Origin of the sequence: Duganella violaceipulchra, assembly GCF_019166075.1 — a bacterium.
GTDB lineage: Bacteria > Pseudomonadota > Gammaproteobacteria > Burkholderiales > Burkholderiaceae_D > Rugamonas > Rugamonas violaceipulchra.
In genome coordinates this window covers 72,994-93,799 of the sequence record NZ_JAHTGR010000013.1, presented here as the reverse complement: position 1 = coordinate 93,799, position 20,806 = coordinate 72,994, and the positions used below count along the sequence as shown (strand labels likewise).

Annotated in this window: 18 protein-coding genes and 1 pseudogene; 17 read left to right on the top strand and 2 right to left on the bottom strand. The window is 61.6% G+C overall.

Annotated elements, in window-relative coordinates; all coding sequences use genetic code 11:
- Positions 1 to 224 precede the first annotated feature (224 nt).
- From KVP70_RS22755 to KVP70_RS35675, 8 genes and pseudogenes are all read left to right on the top strand, one after another.
- Positions 225 to 1,376, top strand: a complete 1,152-nt coding sequence (locus tag KVP70_RS22755) for a TolC family protein (RefSeq protein ID WP_229225033.1) — start codon at positions 225 to 227, stop codon at positions 1,374 to 1,376.
- Positions 1,373 to 2,560: an efflux RND transporter periplasmic adaptor subunit gene (locus KVP70_RS22750; protein ID WP_217944589.1), complete on the top strand. Its 1,188-nt coding sequence runs from the start codon at positions 1,373 to 1,375 to the stop codon at positions 2,558 to 2,560. Before KVP70_RS22755 ends, KVP70_RS22750 begins: the two co-directional genes overlap by 4 nt.
- Positions 2,560 to 5,778: a CusA/CzcA family heavy metal efflux RND transporter gene (locus KVP70_RS22745; protein ID WP_217944588.1), complete on the top strand. Its 3,219-nt coding sequence runs from the start codon at positions 2,560 to 2,562 to the stop codon at positions 5,776 to 5,778. The genes KVP70_RS22750 and KVP70_RS22745 overlap by 1 nt, the downstream gene beginning before the upstream one ends.
- A gap of 10 nt (positions 5,779 to 5,788) precedes the next feature.
- Positions 5,789 to 6,490, top strand: a complete 702-nt coding sequence (locus KVP70_RS22740; protein ID WP_217944587.1) for a HupE/UreJ family protein — start codon at positions 5,789 to 5,791, stop codon at positions 6,488 to 6,490.
- A gap of 9 nt (positions 6,491 to 6,499) precedes the next feature.
- Positions 6,500 to 7,126 (top strand): hypothetical protein, encoded by a 627-nt coding sequence (locus tag KVP70_RS22735; RefSeq protein ID WP_217944586.1) that lies wholly within the window; start codon positions 6,500 to 6,502, stop codon positions 7,124 to 7,126.
- A 63-nt stretch (positions 7,127 to 7,189) separates the two neighbouring features.
- The gene (locus tag KVP70_RS22730; RefSeq protein WP_217944585.1) at positions 7,190 to 7,540 is read left to right on the top strand and encodes a hypothetical protein; all 351 of its coding nucleotides are present in this window, start codon (positions 7,190 to 7,192) and stop codon (positions 7,538 to 7,540) included.
- Positions 7,541 to 7,608: 68 nt separating this feature from the next.
- Positions 7,609 to 8,661: a DMT family transporter gene (locus tag KVP70_RS22725; protein ID WP_217944584.1), complete on the top strand. Its 1,053-nt coding sequence runs from the start codon at positions 7,609 to 7,611 to the stop codon at positions 8,659 to 8,661.
- 65 nt (positions 8,662 to 8,726) lie between these two features.
- A pseudogene (locus KVP70_RS35675) lies at positions 8,727 to 8,855 on the top strand (chromate resistance protein ChrB domain-containing protein); the annotation flags it as partial.
- Between the two features lie 23 nt (positions 8,856 to 8,878).
- Here KVP70_RS35675 and KVP70_RS22720 read toward each other — a convergent pair.
- Both KVP70_RS22720 and KVP70_RS22715 read right to left on the bottom strand, forming a co-directional pair.
- Entirely contained in the window at positions 8,879 to 9,433 is a 555-nt protein-coding gene (locus KVP70_RS22720; protein WP_217944582.1) for a hypothetical protein, read from the bottom strand.
- The gene (locus KVP70_RS22715; RefSeq protein ID WP_217944580.1) at positions 9,409 to 10,230 is read right to left on the bottom strand and encodes a hypothetical protein; all 822 of its coding nucleotides are present in this window, start codon (positions 10,228 to 10,230) and stop codon (positions 9,409 to 9,411) included. The genes KVP70_RS22720 and KVP70_RS22715 overlap by 25 nt, the downstream gene beginning before the upstream one ends.
- A gap of 797 nt (positions 10,231 to 11,027) precedes the next feature.
- Here KVP70_RS22715 and KVP70_RS22710 point away from each other — a divergent pair.
- The 9 genes from KVP70_RS22710 to KVP70_RS22670 all read left to right on the top strand — a co-directional run bounded on the left by KVP70_RS22710 (position 11,028) and on the right by KVP70_RS22670 (position 20,695).
- A complete protein-coding gene (locus KVP70_RS22710; protein WP_217944579.1) occupies positions 11,028 to 11,435 on the top strand; it encodes a hypothetical protein in 408 nt (135 codons plus the stop codon).
- A gap of 75 nt (positions 11,436 to 11,510) precedes the next feature.
- Positions 11,511 to 12,842, top strand: coding sequence for a TolC family protein (locus KVP70_RS22705; RefSeq protein ID WP_217944576.1), 1,332 nt, complete (start codon positions 11,511 to 11,513; stop codon positions 12,840 to 12,842).
- On the top strand, positions 12,839 to 14,401 hold the full coding sequence (locus KVP70_RS22700; RefSeq protein ID WP_217944575.1) for an efflux RND transporter periplasmic adaptor subunit: 1,563 nt from the start codon (positions 12,839 to 12,841) through the stop codon (positions 14,399 to 14,401). The genes KVP70_RS22705 and KVP70_RS22700 overlap by 4 nt, the downstream gene beginning before the upstream one ends.
- Positions 14,398 to 17,559, top strand: coding sequence for an efflux RND transporter permease subunit (locus tag KVP70_RS22695; protein ID WP_217944574.1), 3,162 nt, complete (start codon positions 14,398 to 14,400; stop codon positions 17,557 to 17,559). The genes KVP70_RS22700 and KVP70_RS22695 overlap by 4 nt, the downstream gene beginning before the upstream one ends.
- A gap of 482 nt (positions 17,560 to 18,041) precedes the next feature.
- Entirely contained in the window at positions 18,042 to 18,377 is a 336-nt protein-coding gene (locus KVP70_RS22690) for a hypothetical protein (protein ID WP_217944573.1), read from the top strand.
- A 281-nt stretch (positions 18,378 to 18,658) separates the two neighbouring features.
- The gene (locus KVP70_RS22685; RefSeq protein WP_217944571.1) at positions 18,659 to 19,360 is read left to right on the top strand and encodes a cation diffusion facilitator family transporter; all 702 of its coding nucleotides are present in this window, start codon (positions 18,659 to 18,661) and stop codon (positions 19,358 to 19,360) included.
- A gap of 39 nt (positions 19,361 to 19,399) precedes the next feature.
- Positions 19,400 to 20,017, top strand: a complete 618-nt coding sequence (locus KVP70_RS22680; protein ID WP_217944570.1) for a class I SAM-dependent methyltransferase — start codon at positions 19,400 to 19,402, stop codon at positions 20,015 to 20,017.
- Positions 20,018 to 20,056: 39 nt separating this feature from the next.
- The gene (locus tag KVP70_RS22675; protein ID WP_217944568.1) at positions 20,057 to 20,413 is read left to right on the top strand and encodes a hypothetical protein; all 357 of its coding nucleotides are present in this window, start codon (positions 20,057 to 20,059) and stop codon (positions 20,411 to 20,413) included.
- Between the two features lie 9 nt (positions 20,414 to 20,422).
- Positions 20,423 to 20,695, top strand: coding sequence for a hypothetical protein (locus KVP70_RS22670; protein WP_217944567.1), 273 nt, complete (start codon positions 20,423 to 20,425; stop codon positions 20,693 to 20,695).
- The last annotated feature ends 111 nt before the right edge of the window (positions 20,696 to 20,806 follow it).

Below are 20,806 nucleotides of genomic sequence, written 5' to 3'. Positions count from 1 at the left end.
CGGGCGTTCCTATGCACGGCTTTTGACGGCCGCTGCCAGACCCCGCCCGCTTGACTGCATCCAGTTCAATCCAGCAGGGGCTTTTCATGCAAAAAATATCTGTACGCTCACGCGCGTTGGCGCGTGGCCGTTCGGCGGACTTCGTCGTCCGCCGAACCGTTTTATCTTTCGTCTTGGGCACGGCCGCTTCGCTGAGTCAGGCGGCAGAGGCGCCATCTTTCGCCATGTTGCTCCAGCAGTCGCAGGCCAGCGCGCCGCAATTGCTGGAGCAGGCGGCCAATGTGCGCGCTGCGGGCGCCGACGCCCGCCAAGCCGGCGCCTGGCTCAATCCGACCATCAGCGCCACCGCTGAGAATCTGGGCGCACCACGCTCCGGCGGTGTATCCCAGCGCCAAGACACCTATACCGTTACGCAAGTGTTTGAACTTGGCGGCAAACGCGGGGCGCGCGTCGAAGCCGAACAGCGCAAGTTCGCAGCTGCCGGGGCACGCGAGCGGCAAGTCCGGCTGGCGTTCGCCGGCGAACTGGCGGTGGCCTATGCCACGGCCGAAGCAATGCAGCAGCGCAGGCAGGTGGCCGACGCCGAACTGGGGCGGGCCGACGACGACCTGCGCGCGGCGCAGGCACTGGTCAAGGCAGGCCGCGAGGCCGAGCTTCGCCTGGCGCTGGCGCGAGCCGGCGTCGCCGCCGCGCAGGCCGCCGTGCAATCGGCATCGGCCGACGCCATCGAGGCACTGGAGCGGCTATCGGCACTGGCCGGCGCTGCGGAGCCCTACACCAGCATTGGCCAGTCATTCCTGGCCTCGCTCGCGACGCGGCCCACCCGGCCGGAATGGACCCCGGAGGACGCGCCGGCCCTCGCCAGTGCCGCCGCCGAACGCGACGCCGTCGCGGCACAGGTGCAAGTGGAGCAAAAGCGCTGGCTACCGGACTTGGGCGTGAGCGTCGGCATGCGCAAGTTCGGCTGGTCCGACGACAAGGCCGCGACTGTGGCGCTGACCGCCAACATTCCGCTGTTCGACCGCAACCAGGCGGGCATCGACGCCGCCAGGGAACGCGCCACCAGCGCGAGCATGCGGCTGGAAGCGGCCCGCCTCGACGCCGTCTCGTCGCACCGTTCAGCCTCGGCCCAGGTACAGGCCGCCGAACGCCGTTTGGTGGCCGCCCAGCAAGGGGAGGCCGCCGCTACCGAAGCCTATCGTCTGGGACGGGTCGGCTACGACGCCGGCAAGACCGCGCTGGTCGAGCTGCTGGCCATACGCCGCGCCCTGTCCGAAGCGACCTCGCTCACCATCGAAGCCCGCCTGGCCCGGGTGCGCGCGCTTGCCACCCTCTCTCTGGCCGAAGGCCGCAACGTATTTGGAGAAACACCATGATGGAACAACAACGCGAACCGCTGAGCAGGCCTCTTGTCGCGGGTTTGGTGGCGCTCGCCGCCGCGCTTGGCTTCGGCGCTTCACACTGGCTGGCATCACGTAATGCGCCGGTGGCCCCCGCCGCCAGCACAAGCGGCGCCGCAGCGCCGGCGGCCGCCGCCCCAACCGACAACGGCGTCGAGGTCAAGATTCCGTCCGAATACCTTGCGATCGCTAAGATCGCCGTGGAACCGGTAGGTAATGGCGGGCTGCAAGCCGAGATCCTTACCGCCGGCACTGTGGCTGCGCCACCGAACAGTGAAGCGGTGATCGTGGCGCGTGCCTCCGGCACTATCTCGCGTGTCAACCGGCAATTGGGTGACACCATACGTGCCGGCGACACCTTGGCCCAGGTCGCTTCGCTGGAAGCTGCCACCATGGCGGCCGAGCGCAGCGTGGCCAACGCCAAGGCCGAACTGGCCCGCAAAAACTACGCGCGGGAGTCCAGCCTGTTCGCGCAAGGCGTGACGCCACGCCAGGAAATGGAAGCGGCGCAATCGGAGCTGGCCGTGGCCGAGACTGAGCTGCAGCGCTCTGCCTTCGTGGCCAAGGCTGCCCACGTTGCCGCCGACGGAAAATCGGTGTCGGTGGTCAGCCCCATCAACGGCAAGATCACCGCCCAGATGGCAACCCTGGGCGGCTTCGTCCAGCCGCAAACCGAGCTGTTCCGGGTGGCAGGCGATGGCCAGGTGCAGGTAGAAGCTTCGCTGCCGGTCGCCGATATCGGCCGCGTCGCCGTCGGCGACAGGGCCACCATCGTGGCCTCCAGCGGCGCACCGGTGGAAGCGACCGTGCGCTCGGTCACGCCGACCGTCAGCGGAAGCACGCGCGCCGCGACCGTGGTGCTGACGCCGGTCGGGCCGGTGCGCGCGCTGGTGGTGGGAGAGGGCGTGCAGGCCCGCCTGCACGTCAAGAACGGCGCCGCCGGCCTGGTCGTGCCCGAGGACGCGGTGCAGAACGTGAACGGCCATGACGTGCTGTTCGTGCGGACCAAGGATGGTTTCCGTGCGCAGCCGGTGCTGGTGGGCACCCGCAGCGGTGGCGTGGCGCAGATCGTGTCCGGCGTTGCCGCCGGGCAGCAGGTGGCCACCCGCAATGCCTTCCTGGTCAAGGCCGACATGATCAAGAGCGCCAAGGACGAATGATGATTGATTCCATACTGACCGGTTCGGTCCGTGCGCGCTGGCTGATCCTGTTCCTGACTCTGGTCGTCGCGCTGGCCGGCGCCTGGCAGCTGAACCTGCTGCCGATCGACGTCACGCCGGACATCACCAACAAGCAGGTGCAGATCAACACCGTGGTGCCGACCCTGAGCCCGGTCGAAATCGAGAAACGCGTGACGTTCCCGATCGAGACCGCACTGGCCGGCCTGAACGGCGTTGAAAGCGTGCGTTCGTTCTCGCGCAACGGCTTCAGCCAGGTCACCGCGGTGTTCAAGGAAAGCGCGGACTTGTATTTCATGCGCCAACAAGTATCCGAACGCCTCGCGCGGGCCAGACCGGATCTCCCGGAAGGCGCCTCGCCGCAAATGGGACCGGTTTCCACCGGCCTGGGCGAGGTGTTCCACTACAGCGTCGAGTACAGCCATCCCGACGGCAAGGGCGCGCCACGCAATGACGGCAAGCCAGGCTGGCAGTCCGATGGCAGCTTCCTGACCGAGCAGGGCGAGCACCTGGCCGACAATGTGTCTCGACAAGCCTATCTGCGCACGGTGCAGGACTGGATCATCCGGCCGCAACTGCGCACCACGCCAGGCGTGGCCGACGTCGACTCGCTGGGCGGCTATGTCAAGCAATACGTGGTCGAGCCCGACTCCGCCAAGATGGCCGCGCATGGGGTGGCGCTGGCCGAGCTGGCGCGTACGCTGGAGGACGCCAACGTGTCGGTCGGCGCCAACTACATCCGCCGTTCGGGCGAATCTTATCTGGTGCGTGCCGATGGCCGCATCCGCAACCAGGACGAAATTGCCCGCGCGGTGGTGGCCACCCACAAAGGTGTGCCGGTCACGGTCGACCAGGTGGCAAAGGTGAACGTGGGCGGTGAACTGCGCACCGGGGCGGCCAGCCGCGACGGCTACGAAACGGTGGTCGGCAGTGCGCTGATGCTGGTCGGTGCGAACAGCCGCACGGTGGCGCACGCGGTGGGCGCAAAGCTGAAGGAAGTGTCCAAGACGCTGCCGGAGGGGATCGCGATCGTGCCGACGCTGGACCGTTCGCAGCTGGTGGTGGCCACCATCACCACCGTGGCCAAGAACCTGGCCGAAGGGGCGTTGCTGGTGATCGCCATCCTGTTCGGGCTGCTGGGCAACTGGCGCGCGGCGCTGATCGCGGCGCTGGTCATTCCTCTGTCGCTGCTGATGAGCGCAATCGGTATGAATTCGCTCGGCATCTCCGGCAATCTGATGAGCCTGGGTGCGCTGGACTTCGGCCTGATCATCGACGGCGCCGTCATCATCGTGGAAAACACATTGCGGCGGCTGGCCGAACGCCAGCACACGGAGGGGCGCCTGCTGCTGCTCAAGGAGCGGCTGGAGGAGGTGGTGGCGTCGTCGCGCGAGATGCTGCGCCCGACCGTCTATGGCCAGCTGGTGATCTTCCTGGTGTTCCTGCCGTGCCTGACTTTCCAGGGCGTGGAGGGCAAGATGTTCTCGCCGATGGTCATTACCCTGATGCTGGCCCTGGCGTCCGCCTTCGTGCTGTCGTTGACATTCGTGCCGGCCATGATCGCCGTGCTGATGAACGGACCGGTGGCGGAGCGGGAAGTCAAGCTCATCGCCGTCAGCAAGACGCGCTACTTGCCATGGTTGCGCCGCGCGGTCGAGCGCCCGCTGCCGTTTATCGCCGCGGGTCTGGCGGTGCTGGCACTTGCGGGAGTCGCCTTCTCCTTCGTAGGCCGCGAATTCATGCCGACGCTCGATGAGCAAAACTTGAACCTGTCCTCGGTGCGCATCCCGTCAACGAGCATCGACCAGTCGCTGGCGCTCGACCTGCCCCTGGAGCGCGCGGTGTTGACGCTGCCGGAAGTAAAGACGGTGTATTCCAAGGCAGGTACCGCAAGCCTGGCGGCCGATCCAATGCCGCCCAACGCGTCGGACAACTACATCATCCTGAAGCCGAAGGATGAATGGCCGGCTGGCGTCACCACCAAGGAACAGGTGATCGAGCGTATCCGCGAGAAAACCAAACCGATCGTCGGCAACAACTATGACGTCACCCAACCGATCGAAATGCGCTTCAACGAGTTGATCGGCGGCGTGCGCAGCGATGTCGCCGTCAAGATCTATGGCGACGACCTGGACCAGTTGGCCGACAGCGCCAGGCGCGTGGCCGAAGTGCTGCGCAAGACACCCGGGGCGGCCGACGTGCGGGTGGCGCAAACGGAAGGTTTCCCGACCTTCGATATCGCCTTCGACCGTGCCGCCATCGCACGCTACGGTTTGACGGTAAAGGAAGTGGCCGACATGGTGTCGACCGCGCTGGCGGGACGTTCGGCCGGCCAGATCTTCGAAGGCGACCGTCGTTTCGACATCGTGGTGCGCCTGCCCGGCGCGCTGCGCGACAACCTGGATGTATTGGGTTCCTTGCCGGTGATGTTGCTTGCCACCGGCGAACAGCAGCGCGCTTCGGTACCGCTGCGCCAGTTGGTGCAGTTCCGCTTCACCCAAGGCCTGAACGAAGTCAGTCGTGACAACGGCAAGCGCCGCATCTACGTCGAGGCCAACGTGGTCGGCCGCGACCTGGGCGGCTATGTCGACGAGGCCCAGGCCCGCCTGGCCAAGGAAGTCAAACTGACGCCGGGTTCCTGGATGGAGTGGGGTGGCCAATTCCAGAACCTGCGAGCCGCCACCGCGCGCCTGGCGCTGATCGTGCCGGTGTGTCTGGTGCTGATTTCTGCCGCGCTGTATATGGCGATCGGCAATGTGATGTTGACCGCGACCGTGCTCACCGCCGTGCCGCTGGCCTTGGCGGGCGGCGTGTTCGCGCTGATACTGTGCGGTATGCCGTTCTCGATCTCGGCGGCGGTGGGTTTCATCGCCGTGTCCGGCGTTGCGGTGCTCAATGGCCTGGTGCTGATCTCGGCCATCAACAAACGTCTGGCTGACGGCGTCGAGGCGGCCACGGCCGTCGTCGAGGGTGCCATGGAACGCCTGCGTCCGGTGCTGATGACCGCGCTGGTTGCCTCGCTGGGCTTCGTGCCGATGGCGATCGGCAGCGGCACCGGCGCCGAGGTACAGAAGCCGCTGGCCACCGTCGTCATCGGCGGCCTGGTCACGTCCACCATCCTGACGCTGTTCGTCCTCCCGGCGATCACCGGCATGGTGCTGCGCCGCCGCAAGGCGGCCCGCAATCCATTATCAACTTGAGGAGTTTTGTATGACGTTTTTTAAACGGGGTACCGCCTGGCGCTCCTGGCTGATGGGCGCCGTGCTGAGCGTGGCGGCCGCAGCCGCACTGGCACATGGCGTATCGGAATCGGACAAAGGCTTCCTGCAAGGGAGCAGTGGGGTGCAGATCCTGCCGTTCCTGTATCTGGGGGCGAAGCACATGGTGACTGGCTATGACCACCTGCTGTTCCTGTGCGGCGTGATCTTCTTCCTGTACCGGCTGAAGGATGTCGGCGTGTACGTGACGCTGTTCGCCGCCGGCCACAGCACCACGCTGCTGATGGGCGTGCTCAACGGTTGGCATATCAACACCTATCTGGTCGATGCGATCATCGGTCTGTCCATCGTGTATCGCGCCTTCGACAACCTGGGCGGGTTCCGCACGGTGTTCGGGGTGCGGCCAAACAAGAAGGCGGCGGTGCTGATCTTCGGCTTCTTCCACGGCCTGGGCCTGGCCACCAAGCTACAGGACTTCGCATTGTCGCCGGACGGCCTGATTCCCAATATGGTCGCCTTCAATGTCGGCGTGGAAGTCGGCCAGTTGCTGGCCCTGAGCATGATCCTGATCGCCATGCGCTACTGGCGCAGCACCGTCAGCTTCGCGCGACATGCCGTCCAGGGCGACTTCGTACTGATGACGCTGGGCCTGCTTCTGGCGGGTTTCCAATTTACCGGCTTCTTAACCAAATAAGGAAACACCATGACTCAACCATTGAACGGCGCCATTGTCGCCCCTAAAAAAGAACTGTTGCGCGGCGTGCTGATCGCCACCGGTGTGGCCGGCCTGCTGCTGGTGACGACGGTGCTGCCGGCCGAATACGGCATCGACCCCACCGGCGCAGGCAAAGCGCTGGGCTTGACGCAGCTGCATCGGCCCGCTTCGCCTGTCGCCGCCGTCGCTCCCGCCGTGCCGGACCTGCAAGGGGCGACTAAAGGCTCGACCGTCCCCGCCAAAGACGAAGTGCGGCAGATGACGATCGCATCGGCACAGGAAACCGCCTACCGTACCGACGTCATGGAGATCGTGCTGCCGCCCAACAAGGGGCTGGAGGTAAAAACCCACCTGGCCAAGGGGGCCACCTTGATCTACTCCTGGAAAACCAAGAACGGCGAGATGGTGAATCAAGATTTCCATGGCGAGCCGGTTGACGCCGGCAAGGATGAATTTGAAAGTTTCATCCTGAGCAAGGGCATCAGCGAATCGCGGGGTTCGCTGATCGCGCCGTTCACCGGCGTGCACGGCTGGTATTGGAAGAACCTGAGCGGGGAGCCGGTCACTATCGTGCTCCAGGCCAGTGGCTTCTACAGCGACATTTTCCGAAAATAAGGCAGGCGCCCGGGCCAAGGGCGGCGAGCCCGATATCCAATCGCCGCCATCAAGGAGAAACCTATGAAATTTGTAAGGGCAGTACTGGCCGTGATGTTGAGCGTGTCAACCGGCGCGTTCGCGCATCCCGACCATGACGATGAGCCACAGCAAACGATCAAACTGAATGCGAGCAGCTCCGCCAGCGGTGTAGTCGTGTACCTGACGGATAAAGGTGCGAAAGTCCCCACTGCAGGCGCGACTGGCAAGCTGGTCTGGTTTAGCAGCGCGGCCAAGGGTGAAGCCCCATTGCAGCCAACCCGCGACAACGCCATGGAAGCGAAGGGTGCCAAGCCGCCCGCAGGCAGTAGGCTGCAGGCCAGCATCACCTTTGCTGACAAGAGCGTCTTCATCGGCGACGTCGCCGTAAAATAAATAAACGGCACAGGGCCTGTCCTTGGGCAGACCCTACAATATCATTTTCCCAAGTTCTGGATCATCTTATGCATATCGGTGTGATTTACGCATTGCTGGCCGCCGTCCTGTTCGGCGCCAGTACTCCTTTCGCCAAGACCCTGGTGGGGCAGATGCCGCCAGTGGCGCTGGCTGGCGTGCTTTACCTTGGCAGCGGCATCGGCCTGCTGGTCTGCTACGCCGTGCGTGCGGTTGTCCAGCGCAACAGCCAAGACCAGCCGGTCGCGCTGACCTGCCATGATTTGCCCTGGTTTGCCGGCGCGATCGCCGCCGGCGGCGTCGCGGGACCGCTGTTATTGATGGTGGGGCTGAGTAGTATCTCCGCGTCTGCGGCGTCGCTGCTGCTCAACATGGAGGGCGTGCTGACCTCGATGCTGGCCTGGTTTGTGTTCAAAGAAAACTTCGACCGGCGCGTCTTCATCGGCATGCTGCTCATTGTTGCGGCAGGCGTCCTGCTGTCGTGGGATCAAACGCCAGCCGCCGGGCTGCCTTGGGGGGCTATCGCCATTATCGGCGCCTGCCTGTGCTGGGGTATCGACAACAATCTTACCCGTAAGGTATCGGCCAGCGACCCGCTGCAGATCGCCGGCACCAAGGGCTTGGTGGCCGGATCGGTCAACCTGACGATCGGACTGGCGCTGGGAGCGAGCATGCCGGCAGCGCCTACGATACTGCTGGCGGGAGTCGTCGGCTTTTGCGGCTATGGCCTGAGCTTGGTGCTGTTTGTGCTGGCGTTACGCCATCTGGGTACGGCCCGCACCGGCGCTTACTTCTCGGCGGCGCCATTTGCCGGCGCCGCGCTGTCGTTGCTGATGCTGGGGGAGGTTCCAGGCGCGTTGTTCTGGGTGGCGGCGGCACTGATGGGCGGTGGCATTTGGCTGCACCTGACAGAGTCCCATGCGCACGAGCACGAACATCTGCCCATGTCGCACGCGCATAAACACAGCCACGACGAGCACCACCAGCATGAACACGACTTCGACTGGGACGGTGTCGAACCGCACGCGCATGCACACCAGCACGCGCCACTCAGACACAGCCACCCTCACTATCCGGACATTCACCATCGCCACAAGCACTAAACTATAATTTTGCAGAGATAGCGATAAATTTTGTAGCAAGCGCGACTTAGCACTATGCTAAGCGCATGAAGACTCCTATTCCCACCTGGCTGGCCTTGATTGTCAGCCTACCAATCAACAGCGCGACGGCCCGCATGCGGGTTTGGCGCGCATTCAAGAGCCTGGGCTGCTGCACCTTGCGCTACGGCGCCTATGCCAGATTTCACCCACCGCATAACTACACAAAGTCGCCGTCGCCTTCACCATATACTTGGGTATGTGACGACATGATATTGTTCTTATGACATGCTTTCGTACTGATGTCGCCATTTTCATCAACGAACCAATGCGAGCATTCCGGCAGCAATTCAAACGGCAACGGATGATCCGCCAGCGGATTGTGAAAAATCTCGAGCTCAAGCGACCAGGTTTCGCCGACTCCGGGCCAAAGCGACGCGTAATCTTCGCTTGCGATATCCAACGCGAAGGGAATGGGCGCAAGCATTCCTGGACGGCGATCAAAGATGGCCCCCGCACGTATCATTCGAAGACCTTCCGGACGAATCCCGGCCAGATAACCCATTCGGTTGAATTTGGCGATGGTCGCTGCATTGGAGAATACTATCGCAGATAACTTTGCACTCTCGGGCGAACGGAACAAGCCCGCTGGGATTTTTTCCGCGCCCATCAGTTCCGTGATGCTGTTCAAAACGCCAACTTTCTCTCCATCCCTCTCTTCGATGGTGCCGTAGACGCCATATAGGTAAGCTAGCAACGCTTCGCGCGGGTCCACATCATGGAGCCGTGCGCGTGAAAGTCGGCAATGCCAATCGCAAATGGCTTTCCACGGACATGATCCATGTCGGTGTAGTTCTTTTGTAATTTGCTTCTTATCGTCTTTGCGAATCGCACCGCAGCTGGCCCCGTCTGTCGCTCAACCGCGTCGGGTGGCTCTTTCGGCAGGCCATGAGGGCCGTGAGACACATGCTCGTAAGGGATATCGTTAGCAGTGACTGCTTCAATCCATGCCCCCATGCCATTTTTCCGTTCGATCCAAAAATCTGGCGACACGACATCCTGCTTCACCATGCAGCCCTGCTCGCGAAAGCAGGCTAGCAAATAAGCTTCCCATAGGCGGGTATGAAAATTACTGGTCTGGCAATCGCTCGCCCAGTTATTATCCGGTCGGGGGAAGGCGAGATAAAGTTGGTTCAACGCCCAAGCCGCAGGATGGTGCGACCGGCTACTCAACAAGCGAAAGGCTTCGCAGGCACCTGAGCGGCCGAGTTTCGCAAGGTTCGGTCGCACGGGCTCCCCGGACGGCACCGGCAGGGGGGATTGGTTCGGGGCCAGTTCCCGCTTCAGCATCTCCATCGCTTCGGCGTGGTGCATCAGACGGATGTCCGACTTGGTCAGGGCCCACACGTTATCTGTTCGTCGGCGCATGCATTCCACACCAAAGAAGCCAGAACGGTCGCACCGCGTAAGGACACCAAAGGCTAGGCCATCGTCGCTAACGTAGGCGCCGATCGGCGGCCGATTTCCGAACGCCAATCCACGGAAACGGGATAGCGCGAAAAAATCAAACATTCGCTGCGGCAAGGGGCGCATGACGTTTATGCCTTCCTGATCAATTTATTAACAGATTCTAAGTTCCCCGCCCGATAAGTAAGGAACGGGTCGATCGCCTCAAGATAGCGCACGGCCGAACGGAGGTCCTTCCATCCGACATACTCCATTCTTGATGTTCCAGCCATTTGAAGCGGCCAAGTTGGTAAAACCTCGTCGCAGGGAGTGCTTGCTGTATTGCTCAACGAACGCAACACCGGCTTGCTGAAAGATCGAGCGCAGCGTAGTCAGGGCGGCCAGCTCGATCCATGCCAAGTAAGCTTCGACGGGGTAGAGCACGGCAAGTGGCGGGGCCTTGAAATAAGTGCCGCTGTGTTCTCGGACTCCCTTGATACGGGGCAGTACGCAGTTTCATGAATGCTGCTCAAGGCTCAGGCTCCTATGGGGTTGCGCCACGTACACTATGCACGCCCAGCAGCATGCGGGCGACAGTCGTGACGCGGCTGTACAGACACAGCAATGCAGAACTTAAAACGTAGACAATTTTATATGCAGAAACAACTGACGAATAACTATTTCTATGCGATTGCCCGATTGATGCGTACGCCAGAACACATGACCCCAATACAGATCAAATCTGACCCGCCGAAGATCACACATGAGCCTATGTAGGTCAAAAAAAGCGGAAGCAGTCAATCAAATACACCTCAAAAAAGCATTGACCTTCCGCCCGTGGTAAGCTTTATATTGTTTGTAAGGATTGGTACCTTGAACCGACCCATAAAGTAAATAATTATCCGATTAGTAGCTTTTTATCAATGAAGACCTCCCGTTTCTCGCGCTTTCTGACGGTCATCGTCGCGATACTCAGCCTGCTGTATATGCAGTTCGCTGTCGCGTCCTACGTGTGTCCGGGCCAGCCGATGGACGGTCTCCGTGATACCGCATCTGCAGGCGCAATGGCGATCGATATGCCCAACTGCCAAGGCATGGACGCGACCCAGCCTGCGCTTTGCCACCTCCATGGACATGATGCCACCTCCAAGCAGTCGCTCGACAAGACACCGATGCCGGACGTGCCACCTTTTGTGCCGGCGACGCTGGTTTTGAGTTTGCAGCTCTCTAATATCGCTGCCGCTTCTGCCAACGCCCCCCACGTCCCCGTGGCGCTGACGCATGCCACAGCTCCCCCAATAGCAATACGCCACTGCTGTTTCCGCATTTAACCCTCCAGGCCGCCTAGTCCGCCACCGCGTCGTCACCCCGGCGCGCGGTGTTGTCTATCGCATTCTGGAGATACCATGTCATCCCCGTTTTCCGTGCAATTTAATGCGCGCGCTTCCCGTCTTCGAATCGCACCGAAGGCGGCGTTCGCGCTCTCGCTCCTCGCCGCCATCCATAGCGCACTGGCGGCGCCACAGTCGCTGACACTTGGCGAGGCGCAGCAGCGGGCCGCAGCCCGCTCGCGCCAGCTTAGCGCCCAAGACCAGGCCATCACGGCCGCCAATGAGATGGCGGTCGCCGCCGGCCAACGCCCCGATCCGGTGCTGAAGATTGGTATCGACAATCTTCCCGTAAGTGGTTCCGATCGCCTTAGCCTGGGCAATGACTTCATGACCATGCGCCGGATTGGGCTGTCGCAGGAGCTGACGCGCGCTGACAAGCTGCATTGGCGTTCCGCACGCTACCAGATCGAAGGCGACAAGGCGATGGCGCAAAAGGATGTGGCGCTGGCCGCTATCCAGCGCGACACCGCCATCGCCTGGCTTGAGGTTTTCTACACGGGCGAAATGGCGGGCGCAGTCTCCGCGCAGGCAGCTGTGTCGCACCAGGAAATCGAAGCCGCCGAGGCGGCCTACCGTGGTGGGCGCGGCAGCTCGGCCGATATCCTGGCGGCCAAGTCCGCGCTCCTCGCGCTTGATGACCGCACCAGCGAGGTCCAGCGCCGCCAGCGCGCCGCCAGCACCATGCTGGCGCGGTGGACGGGCGAAGAGACCTCGGTGACCGGTGCGCCGGATATCGAGCGTATTCGCCTGGACCCAGCCACCCTCGATACCGATCTCGCCCATCACCCGGAGATTGCGGTCTTGAACAAGCAGGAGGACATCGCGCAAGCCGACGCCAATTTGGCACGGGCAAATCAGCACATCGACTGGAGCGTCGATGTCGCGTTCCAGCAGCGCGGCTCTGCCTATTCGAACATGGTGTCGATCGGGATTTCGGTGCCGCTGCAGTGGGACCGGAAAAACCGGCAGGACCGTGAGCTCACCGCCAAGCTTGCCCTGGTCGAACAGACGAAGGCCGAGCGCGATGAGATGCTGCGCGAGCATGTCGCGCAGACCCGCACCATGATCATCGCCTGGCATAGCGGCCGGGAGCGGATTGCCCGCTACACCCGCGAATCGTTGCCGCTGGCGGCTGAGCGCAGCCAGGCGATGCTGGCCGCCTACCGCGGCGGAAAAGGCACGCTAGCCGACGTACTGGCCACGCGGCGCGGTGAGGTAGAGCTCCGCCTTCAGGCGCTGGAGATCGAACTGGACACCGCACGCCTATGGGCACAACTGAACTTCCTCTTTCCCGACGGTGGAACCAACCAACACTCCGCCGCCAACAGCCATCAGGAATCCCAATGAAGAACAAGAACACTTTCGCTGCGATCGCCGCCATTGCCATCGCGGCTGGCGGAAACGGCGTCTATCGGCTTGGTGTACACCAGGGCATGCAGACCATGCCAGCCGGCGGCGACGCCCCGCCGGTCGCCGCCGGCAACGGCAGGCAGCCGCTCTACTGGCACGACCCGATGGTGCCCGGCCAGAAGTTTGATAAACCCGGTAAGTCACCGTTCATGGACATGCAGCTGGTGCCGGTCTACGCTGGCGCGGACAGCGACGACGGCTCCGTCATCGTCAGCCCGCGTGTCCAGCAGAACCTGGGCATCCGCACTGCCATTGTGACTGCCGGCAGGTTGCCATCCGGTGTCGTCACGGTTGGCAGCGTCGCGTACAACGACCGCGACGTCGCGCTGGTGCAGGCCCGCAGCAACGGGTTTATCGAACGCCTGTATGTCCGCGCTGCGCTCGATACCGTCAAGCAGGGACAGCCGCTGGCCGAATTGTATGTGCCCGACTGGATCGCGGCGCAAGAGGAATTCCTGGCGGCTCGCCGCATGCAGGGTGGCGACACCGCATCGCTGGTCGACGGCGCCCGCCAGCGTATGCGCTTAGCTGGGATGACTGATGGGCAGATCCGGCTGGTCGAATCGAGCGGTAAGGTGCATCCGCGCATCACTATCTCGGCCCCCGTCAGTGGCGTGGTCGCGGAGCTTGGCGCCCGCGAAGGCATGACTGTGGCGTCGGGCGCACAGCTGTTTCGCCTCAACGGCCTCTCCACTGTCTGGGTGAACGCGGACGTGCCAGAGAACGTGGCGGCCAAAGTGCACCCTGGCGACGCCGTCGAGGCGCGGTCGCCAGCGCTGCCGGGTAGCGTCTTCAAGGGCAAGGTCGGCGCGGTTCTGCCGGAGGTAAGCGCCGCGACGCGAACGCTCAAAGCACGGATTGAACTAGCGAACACTGGCGGACAACTGGTCCCCGGCATGTTCGCCACAATCACCTTCACGTCCAGCCGAGACACCGACGTTCTGCTGGTGCCGTCGGAGGCTGTGATCCAGACCGGAACGCGTAGCGTTGTCGTCCTGGCGCAGGATGGCGGAAAGTTCCAGCCGATCGATGTCGAGGTCGGTGGTGAAGGCAATGGCCTGACCGAAATCCGCAAGGGCCTGACTGCCGGGCAAAAAATTGTCCTGTCGGGCCAGTTCCTGCTCGATTCCGAGGCCAGTCTGAAGGGAACGACGACCCGTATGGGCGACGCCCAGTCATCCGGATCGCCCCAGGACGCGCCACTTCATCACGGTCAAGGCAAGGTCGAACGGATCGACAAGGACGAGGTCACGATTTCCCATGGCCCGATCGCCACCCTGCAGTGGAGAGCGATGACCATGGGGTTCAAGACGCCACCGGCGGGCCTGCCGCGCAACGTCGACGTGGGCGACCGCGTAGCGTTTGACATCAAGCCGCGCCAGGACGGCACCTTCGAGATCGTCGCGATTTCGCCAGTCGCGGACGCGCCCGTCGTCAACGACAAGGCCATGGGCGGCATGAAGATGCCTGCGGTGCCGACGGGAGCGAAGAAATGATCGCAAAACTGATCCGCTGGTCGATCACCAACCGATTTCTGGTCTTGCTGGCCACTGTGTTCATCGCCGGTTGGGGAGTATGGTCGCTGGCGCGCACGCCGCTCGACGCGATCCCGGACTTATCCGATGTGCAGGTGATCATCCGCACGACCTATCCGGGTCAGGCGCCACAAATCGTCGAGAACCAGGTGACCTATCCGCTGACCACCACCATGCTCTCGGTACCCGGTGCCAAGACGGTGCGCGGCTATTCGTTCTTCGGTGACTCCTTCGTTTATATCCTGTTCGAGGACGGTACTGATCCCTACTGGGCCAGGTCCCGCGTGCTGGAATACCTGAACCAGGTGCAATCGCGCCTGCCGGCGCAGGCGAAGACTGCGCTCGGGCCGGACGCAACCGGCGTGGGCTGGATCTACGAGTACGCGCTGGTCGACCGCAGCGGCAAGCTCGACCTGTCGCAGCTGCGCGCCTTCCAGGATTGGTTCCTGAAATTCGAGCTAAAATCTGTGCCGAATGTGTCCGAGGTGGCCAGCGTAGGCGGCATGGTGCGTCAATACCAGATCGTGCTTGATCCTGGCAAGCTGCGTGCCTATTCCATCCCGCACGGTAAGGTGATCGAGGCCGTACAGCGAGCCAATCAAGAAAGTGGCGGCTCCGTCATGGAGTTGGGTGAGGCTGAGTACATGGTGCGCGCGTCCGGTTATTTGCAGTCGCTTGACGACTTCCGGAAAATCCCGCTGATGACGACGGACGCGGGGGTCTCGGTAAGGTTGGGCGACGTGGCGCGCATAGAACTGGGGCCGGAGATGCGGCGAGGAATCGCCGACCTCGATGGCCAAGGCGAAGTCGCCGGCGGCGTGATTGTCATGCGCTCCGGGAAGAATGCGCTGGAAACCATCGAAGCCGTCAAGGCTAAGCTCGCGAAACTGAAATCGAGCCTGCCGGCGGGCGTTGAAATCGTTCCGGTGTATGACCGCTCCAACTTGATCAAACGCGCGGTCGACAATCTGGAGCACAAACTGATCGAGGAACTCATCGTCGTCGCGGTAGTCTGCGCGATCTTCCTGTTCCATATCCGCTCGGCGCTGGTGGCAATCGTGTCGCTGCCGCTGGGCATACTGATCGCCTACATCGTCATGTCTTACCAAGGGGTGAATGCCAACATCATGTCGTTGGGCGGCATCGCGATCGCCATCGGCGCCATGGTCGATGCGGCGGTGGTGATGATCGAGAACGCCCACAAGCATATCGAGACGTGGAATCACAGCCACCCGGGCCAAAAGCTAGCCGGCAACGCCCATTGGACGGTGATCGCCGATGCGGCGGCTGAAGTCGGCCCGGCACTCTTCTTCTCGCTGCTGATCATCGTACTGTCTTTCATTCCGGTATTTACGCTGGAAGCACAAGAGGGACGGTTGTTCGCGCCGCTAGCCTTTACGAAGACCTACGCGATGGCGGCAGCGGCTGGCCTGGCCGTGACATTGATCCCTGTCTTGATGGGCTACCTGATTCGTGGACGTATCCCGGACGAACAGAAAAACCCGCTGAACCGGTGGCTGATCGCGCTCTACCGGCCGTTGCTGGAAATCGTGCTGCGCCGTCCAAAAACCACGCTGGTGGTGGCAGGCCTGATTGCGTTTGTGACGATCTGGCCGATGTCGCGCCTGGGCGGTGAATTCATGCCGCCGTTGGATGAGGGCGACCTGCTGTACATGCCGTCGGCCCTGCCTGGTATCGGCGCCGGCAAAGTCGCACAGCTGCTGCAGCAGACCGACCGCCTGATCAAGACCGTGCCGGAAGTCCAAACCGTGTTCGGCAAGGCCGGCCGGGCCGAGTCCGCCACCGACCCTGCGCCGCTGGAGATGTTCGAGACGACGATCCAGTTCAAGCCCCGTGACCAATGGCGGCCTGGCATGACCACCGACAAGCTGGTCGATGAACTTGACCATATTGTCAAAGTGCCGGGGCTGTCCAATATCTGGGTCCCGCCGATCCGCAATCGCATTGATATGCTGGCCACAGGGATCAAGAGCCCGGTCGGCGTCAAGGTAGCCGGCGCGAGCTTGCAGGAGATCGACCGTATCACTGCGGAAATTGAACGGGTCGTCAAGGGCATACCGGGCGTATCGTCGGCCTTGGCGGAGCGGCTCAACGGCGGTCGCTACGTCGATATCCATATCGACCGCGAGGCAGCCGCGCGCTATGGCCTGAACATCTCCGACGTGCAGAGCGTCGTGTCGAGCGCCATCGGCGGTGACAATATCGGCGAAACGGTCGAGGGCTTGCAGCGTTTTCCGATCAATGTGCGCTATCCGCGCGAGGTGCGCGACTCTGTCGAGAAATTGCGCGAGCTGCCAATGCTGACCGAGCGTGGCGCGCAGATACGGCTCGGCGACGTTGCAACGATCCGTATCAACGACGGTCCGCCGATGCTCAAGAGCGAGAACGCACGCCTGTCGGGCTGGGTATACGTCGATATCAGGGGCCGTGATCTCAGCTCAGCGGTGCATGAGATGCAGCAGCTCGTCGCCAAGGAGGTAATACTTCCAGCGGGCTACTCGGTGTCCTGGTCTGGGCAATTCGAATACCTTGAGCGCGCGACAGCCAAGCTCAAGGTCGTCGTACCGATGACTTTGCTCATCATCTTCGTTCTGCTGTATCTGACCTTCAAGCGCATCGACGAAGCGGCTCTGATCATGGCAACGTTGCCGTTTGCGCTGGCCGGGGGCATCTGGCTACTGTGGGCACTGGGGCACAATCTGTCGGTCGCGAGCGGTGTCGGCTTTATTGCCCTGGCGGGTGTGTCGGCAGAATTCGGCGTCATCATGCTGTTGTACCTGAAGCACGCGTGGGAAGCCCGGCTGGTGAAAGGTACTTCGGGCGAGGCCGACCTGCTTGACGCCATCCGCGAGGGCGCCGTGCTGCGTGTACGACCGAAGGCAATGACGGTTGCCGTGATCATCGCCGGCCTGGTACCGGTCATGATCGGATCAGGCACAGGCTCCGAGGTCATGCAACGTATCGCGGCGCCGATGGTCGGCGGCATGATCACAGCGCCGCTGCTATCGATGTTCGTCGTGCCGGCGGTGTATCTGCTGATACGGCGCAGGTCAATCCGCTCTGCAGTTGCACCCACGTCAGGGGGCGATCGGCCATGAGGCGCATCGCTACGTCCCGCCGCGTAAGACATCTGGTGTTGTATCTCCAGTGGCTGCTCTTGCTGGGTGGAGTGCCATTATCCAGTTCCGCTCAGGACTTGCCGCTGCAAATGGAGATGCTGGCTGCACGTCCGATGGCTGCGGCACCGCGCAATACTCCTGACTTAGACTGCCAGACCTTTGCCTTCTGCTGCCTTGCGCCACCGGTTCCGGTGCGCGCATTCAGCACACCGGAGGGCCCGGAACCGACGTGCGTGGCGTGCGCCTGGCGGCGCGATGCCGCCGACGGTTCTGTCCCATCCTCATCGCGGGCGACATCACCGCCGACGGTGGCGCTACGCGTGCTGCACTGCTGCTGGCGCAACTAGACCGATGTACGCACCCGCGTGATCCGATGACAGATGGATTGCCGGTTGTGCCGTGAACATCTGAAAAACCTTCGATACCCGCTGGCGCCAAGACGTTTGATCGTCGGTAACGAAATGAAGATCGCCTTTCTGCCCACGGCATCTGCTGCCGGCAGCTGGCTAAACACGGCTATCCAATTTTGCAAACGGCGCCTAACGATGGCGCCAAGCATCAATCACTTTTTTGAGGAATTCATCATGAACGAGCTCTTAACCACACTGGCGACCATGGGCACCGCCCTAGCGCTGACCGCCTGCGCCAGTACTGGCGTGACGAAACATACCGCGCTCCCGCTGGATCATGGCCCCCGCGCGCAAGCGACGCCATGGCAGAACCAGCAACGCCTGCTGCATGCCGAACAGCAGGCCAAGGTAGATGCCGCGAAGTCATCCCCGAACGCCAATAGATAATCTGCTGGCGACAATTTAACCTGGCTTCAAATGTTTAAGGCGGTCCAGCGGTGGGTGGGAACCATGCCGCATGCGTCGCGCCCACCGCCACGCCGCCGTCATATCTGGTGTGACTTGAGTTGCAATTCGCTCGAAACCTATTTGCTATGATCGTGGGAGAGGGCACCTGATCGAGAACGGCGTGTAGAATCGATGGAAGATGCTACCCAATTGTGCCTGCACGCGCCATCGCGCCCAAACGCAAGAGACCAGCCGGTTGTCAACACGGAGACAGTAACGAAATGGCTAACTGTTGTGAAGATAAAATTTGTGAGATCGACGCGATGCGAGAGCGTCACGGCATGGTGCTATGGATAGTTCTTGTAGTCAATGCGTTGATGTTTTGCGTGGAGGGCGTGGGTGGAATGGTGGCCAACTCGACCTCGCTGCTGGCCGATTCACTCGATATGCTGGGCGACGCGTTAGTCTACGGGTTCAGTCTATTTGTGTTGGCGAAGTCGGCGCGGTGGCATGCCCGTGCCGCCGCTGTTAAAGGTGGTTTCATGCTGGTGTTTGGCGTGGCCGTGCTGGGTGAGGCCGGATACAAAATCGTGCATCCGAGTATGCCAACTCTTGTCACGATGGGCGCAATCGGCATGATTGCCTTGGCCGCCAACCTGCTATGCTTTGTTTTACTTTTCTCGCATCGTGGCGACAACCTGAATATGAGCTCTACTTGGCTTTGCTCGCGCAATGACTTGATGGCCAACATTGGAGTCCTGCTGGCCGTCGGCGGCAGCTACTTTCTGGAGTCGCACTGGCCAGACATTGTTGTGGGCTTAATCATTGCAGGGCTATTTCTTAGTTCTGCAATAGATATCCTGAAACAGGCGTTTGTGGCGCTGCGAGAGCCGGATCCGGTAGTTCCGATCACAAAGCCGGTCGCGATTAAACTTGAGCAGCTAAAGCGCGTTACGTCTAAATCCGAATCCGGCTTGAAGTAAGCAATAAATCATAAAGACTACGCAAAAAATGAGGGAAGTATGAATGCTAACCAGAGTCATTGGGAACGGGTCTATCAGACGAAAGAGCCGGATGCGGTAAGCTGGTATAGCGCCCATCTGGACAGGTCTCTGGCATTGATTCAGAAAGCCACCAGCGACAAGCAGGCCGCGATCATCGATGTCGGCGGCGGCGAATCGACCCTGGTTGATGACCTGTTAAGTTTGGGTTACCGGGACCTCACCGTGTTTGATCTATCGGCCACGGCCCTTCACGTTACTCAGCAAAGGCTGGGGGCCTTGTCCAATGCCGTCCAATGGGGCGCGGGCGACATCACGCGGGCCGACATGCCCGTTCATCGCTACGATGTGTGGCATGACCGCGCCGTTTTCCACTTCCTTACACAACCTGAACAGCGTGCCATGTACGTGCGCCAGGTGGCGAAGGCTGTCAAGCCGGGCGGGCACGTGATCGTCGCTACCTTCGCGCCCGAGGGGCCTGAGCAATGCAGTGGGCTTGAGGTAGTTCGATATGACGCCGCATCCCTCCACGATCAGTTCGGGGCAAGTTTTCATCTGATCGAAAGTCAACGGGAAACGCATCAGACGCCGTTCGGCACCACGCAGCAATTTGTTTACTGTTACTGCAAGCTTGAATAGCATCGGATAGTAAGTCGCAGACCTGTCCGGAGAAGGGGTGTGTCAGTCGTCGATCAGCGCCTGAATGATTGGGCAACTTTGCTGAACAGGTCAGCGAACCACTGCTGCTGGGCGATGTTGGCGCTCAGCGTGCCGGGCGTGGTGGCGGTGCCTGACAATACGGCCGTACCGCAGCCAACTTGGATTGGTCCCGAGCAAATAGTGCCTGTTGAGACGGTTGTTGGAAAGCTACGCGATGGCGAACAGGTAGGCACGCTTTTTCATGTGGCCGGTGAAACTGTCCTCGGCCCTAACGTGGTGATTGGTACTAATGCACGTGGTAATGAGGTCATCGCCGTGGCCTCGTGGCCGCACCAAGGCACCAGATCACTGTTCGCGCTTCCGGAATTTAACTAGAGAAATCGGATGGATGACGACGTTGGCAAACGGCTGCAGGTGCGCGCCTCGGATACCGAGCGCCAACTGATCAGTAAAATCGCCGAAACTGAACTACTGACCGAACAGCTGAAGGATACCAACGACCAGATCGCGCCGATCAAGGCACAGGTCCGTGAGTCGGAGCTCTTGCTGGCCCAGGCTAACGCGAAGGTGCAGGCAAAGGAGCAAATTGGAGAGCAGTTTTGGGCTTATCTCGACAAGATCGCAGCTACGTCTACCGCTCCCCAGGCAGGCAAGTGACCATTCCTTGCCTGATATCACAAAAGCAGATTTGTAATCGTTTTTGAGTCCAAATAACTGTTTTTGCGTGAGCTACGTCGATCTTGGTCCGCTCTCAAGGAGATTCCTGTG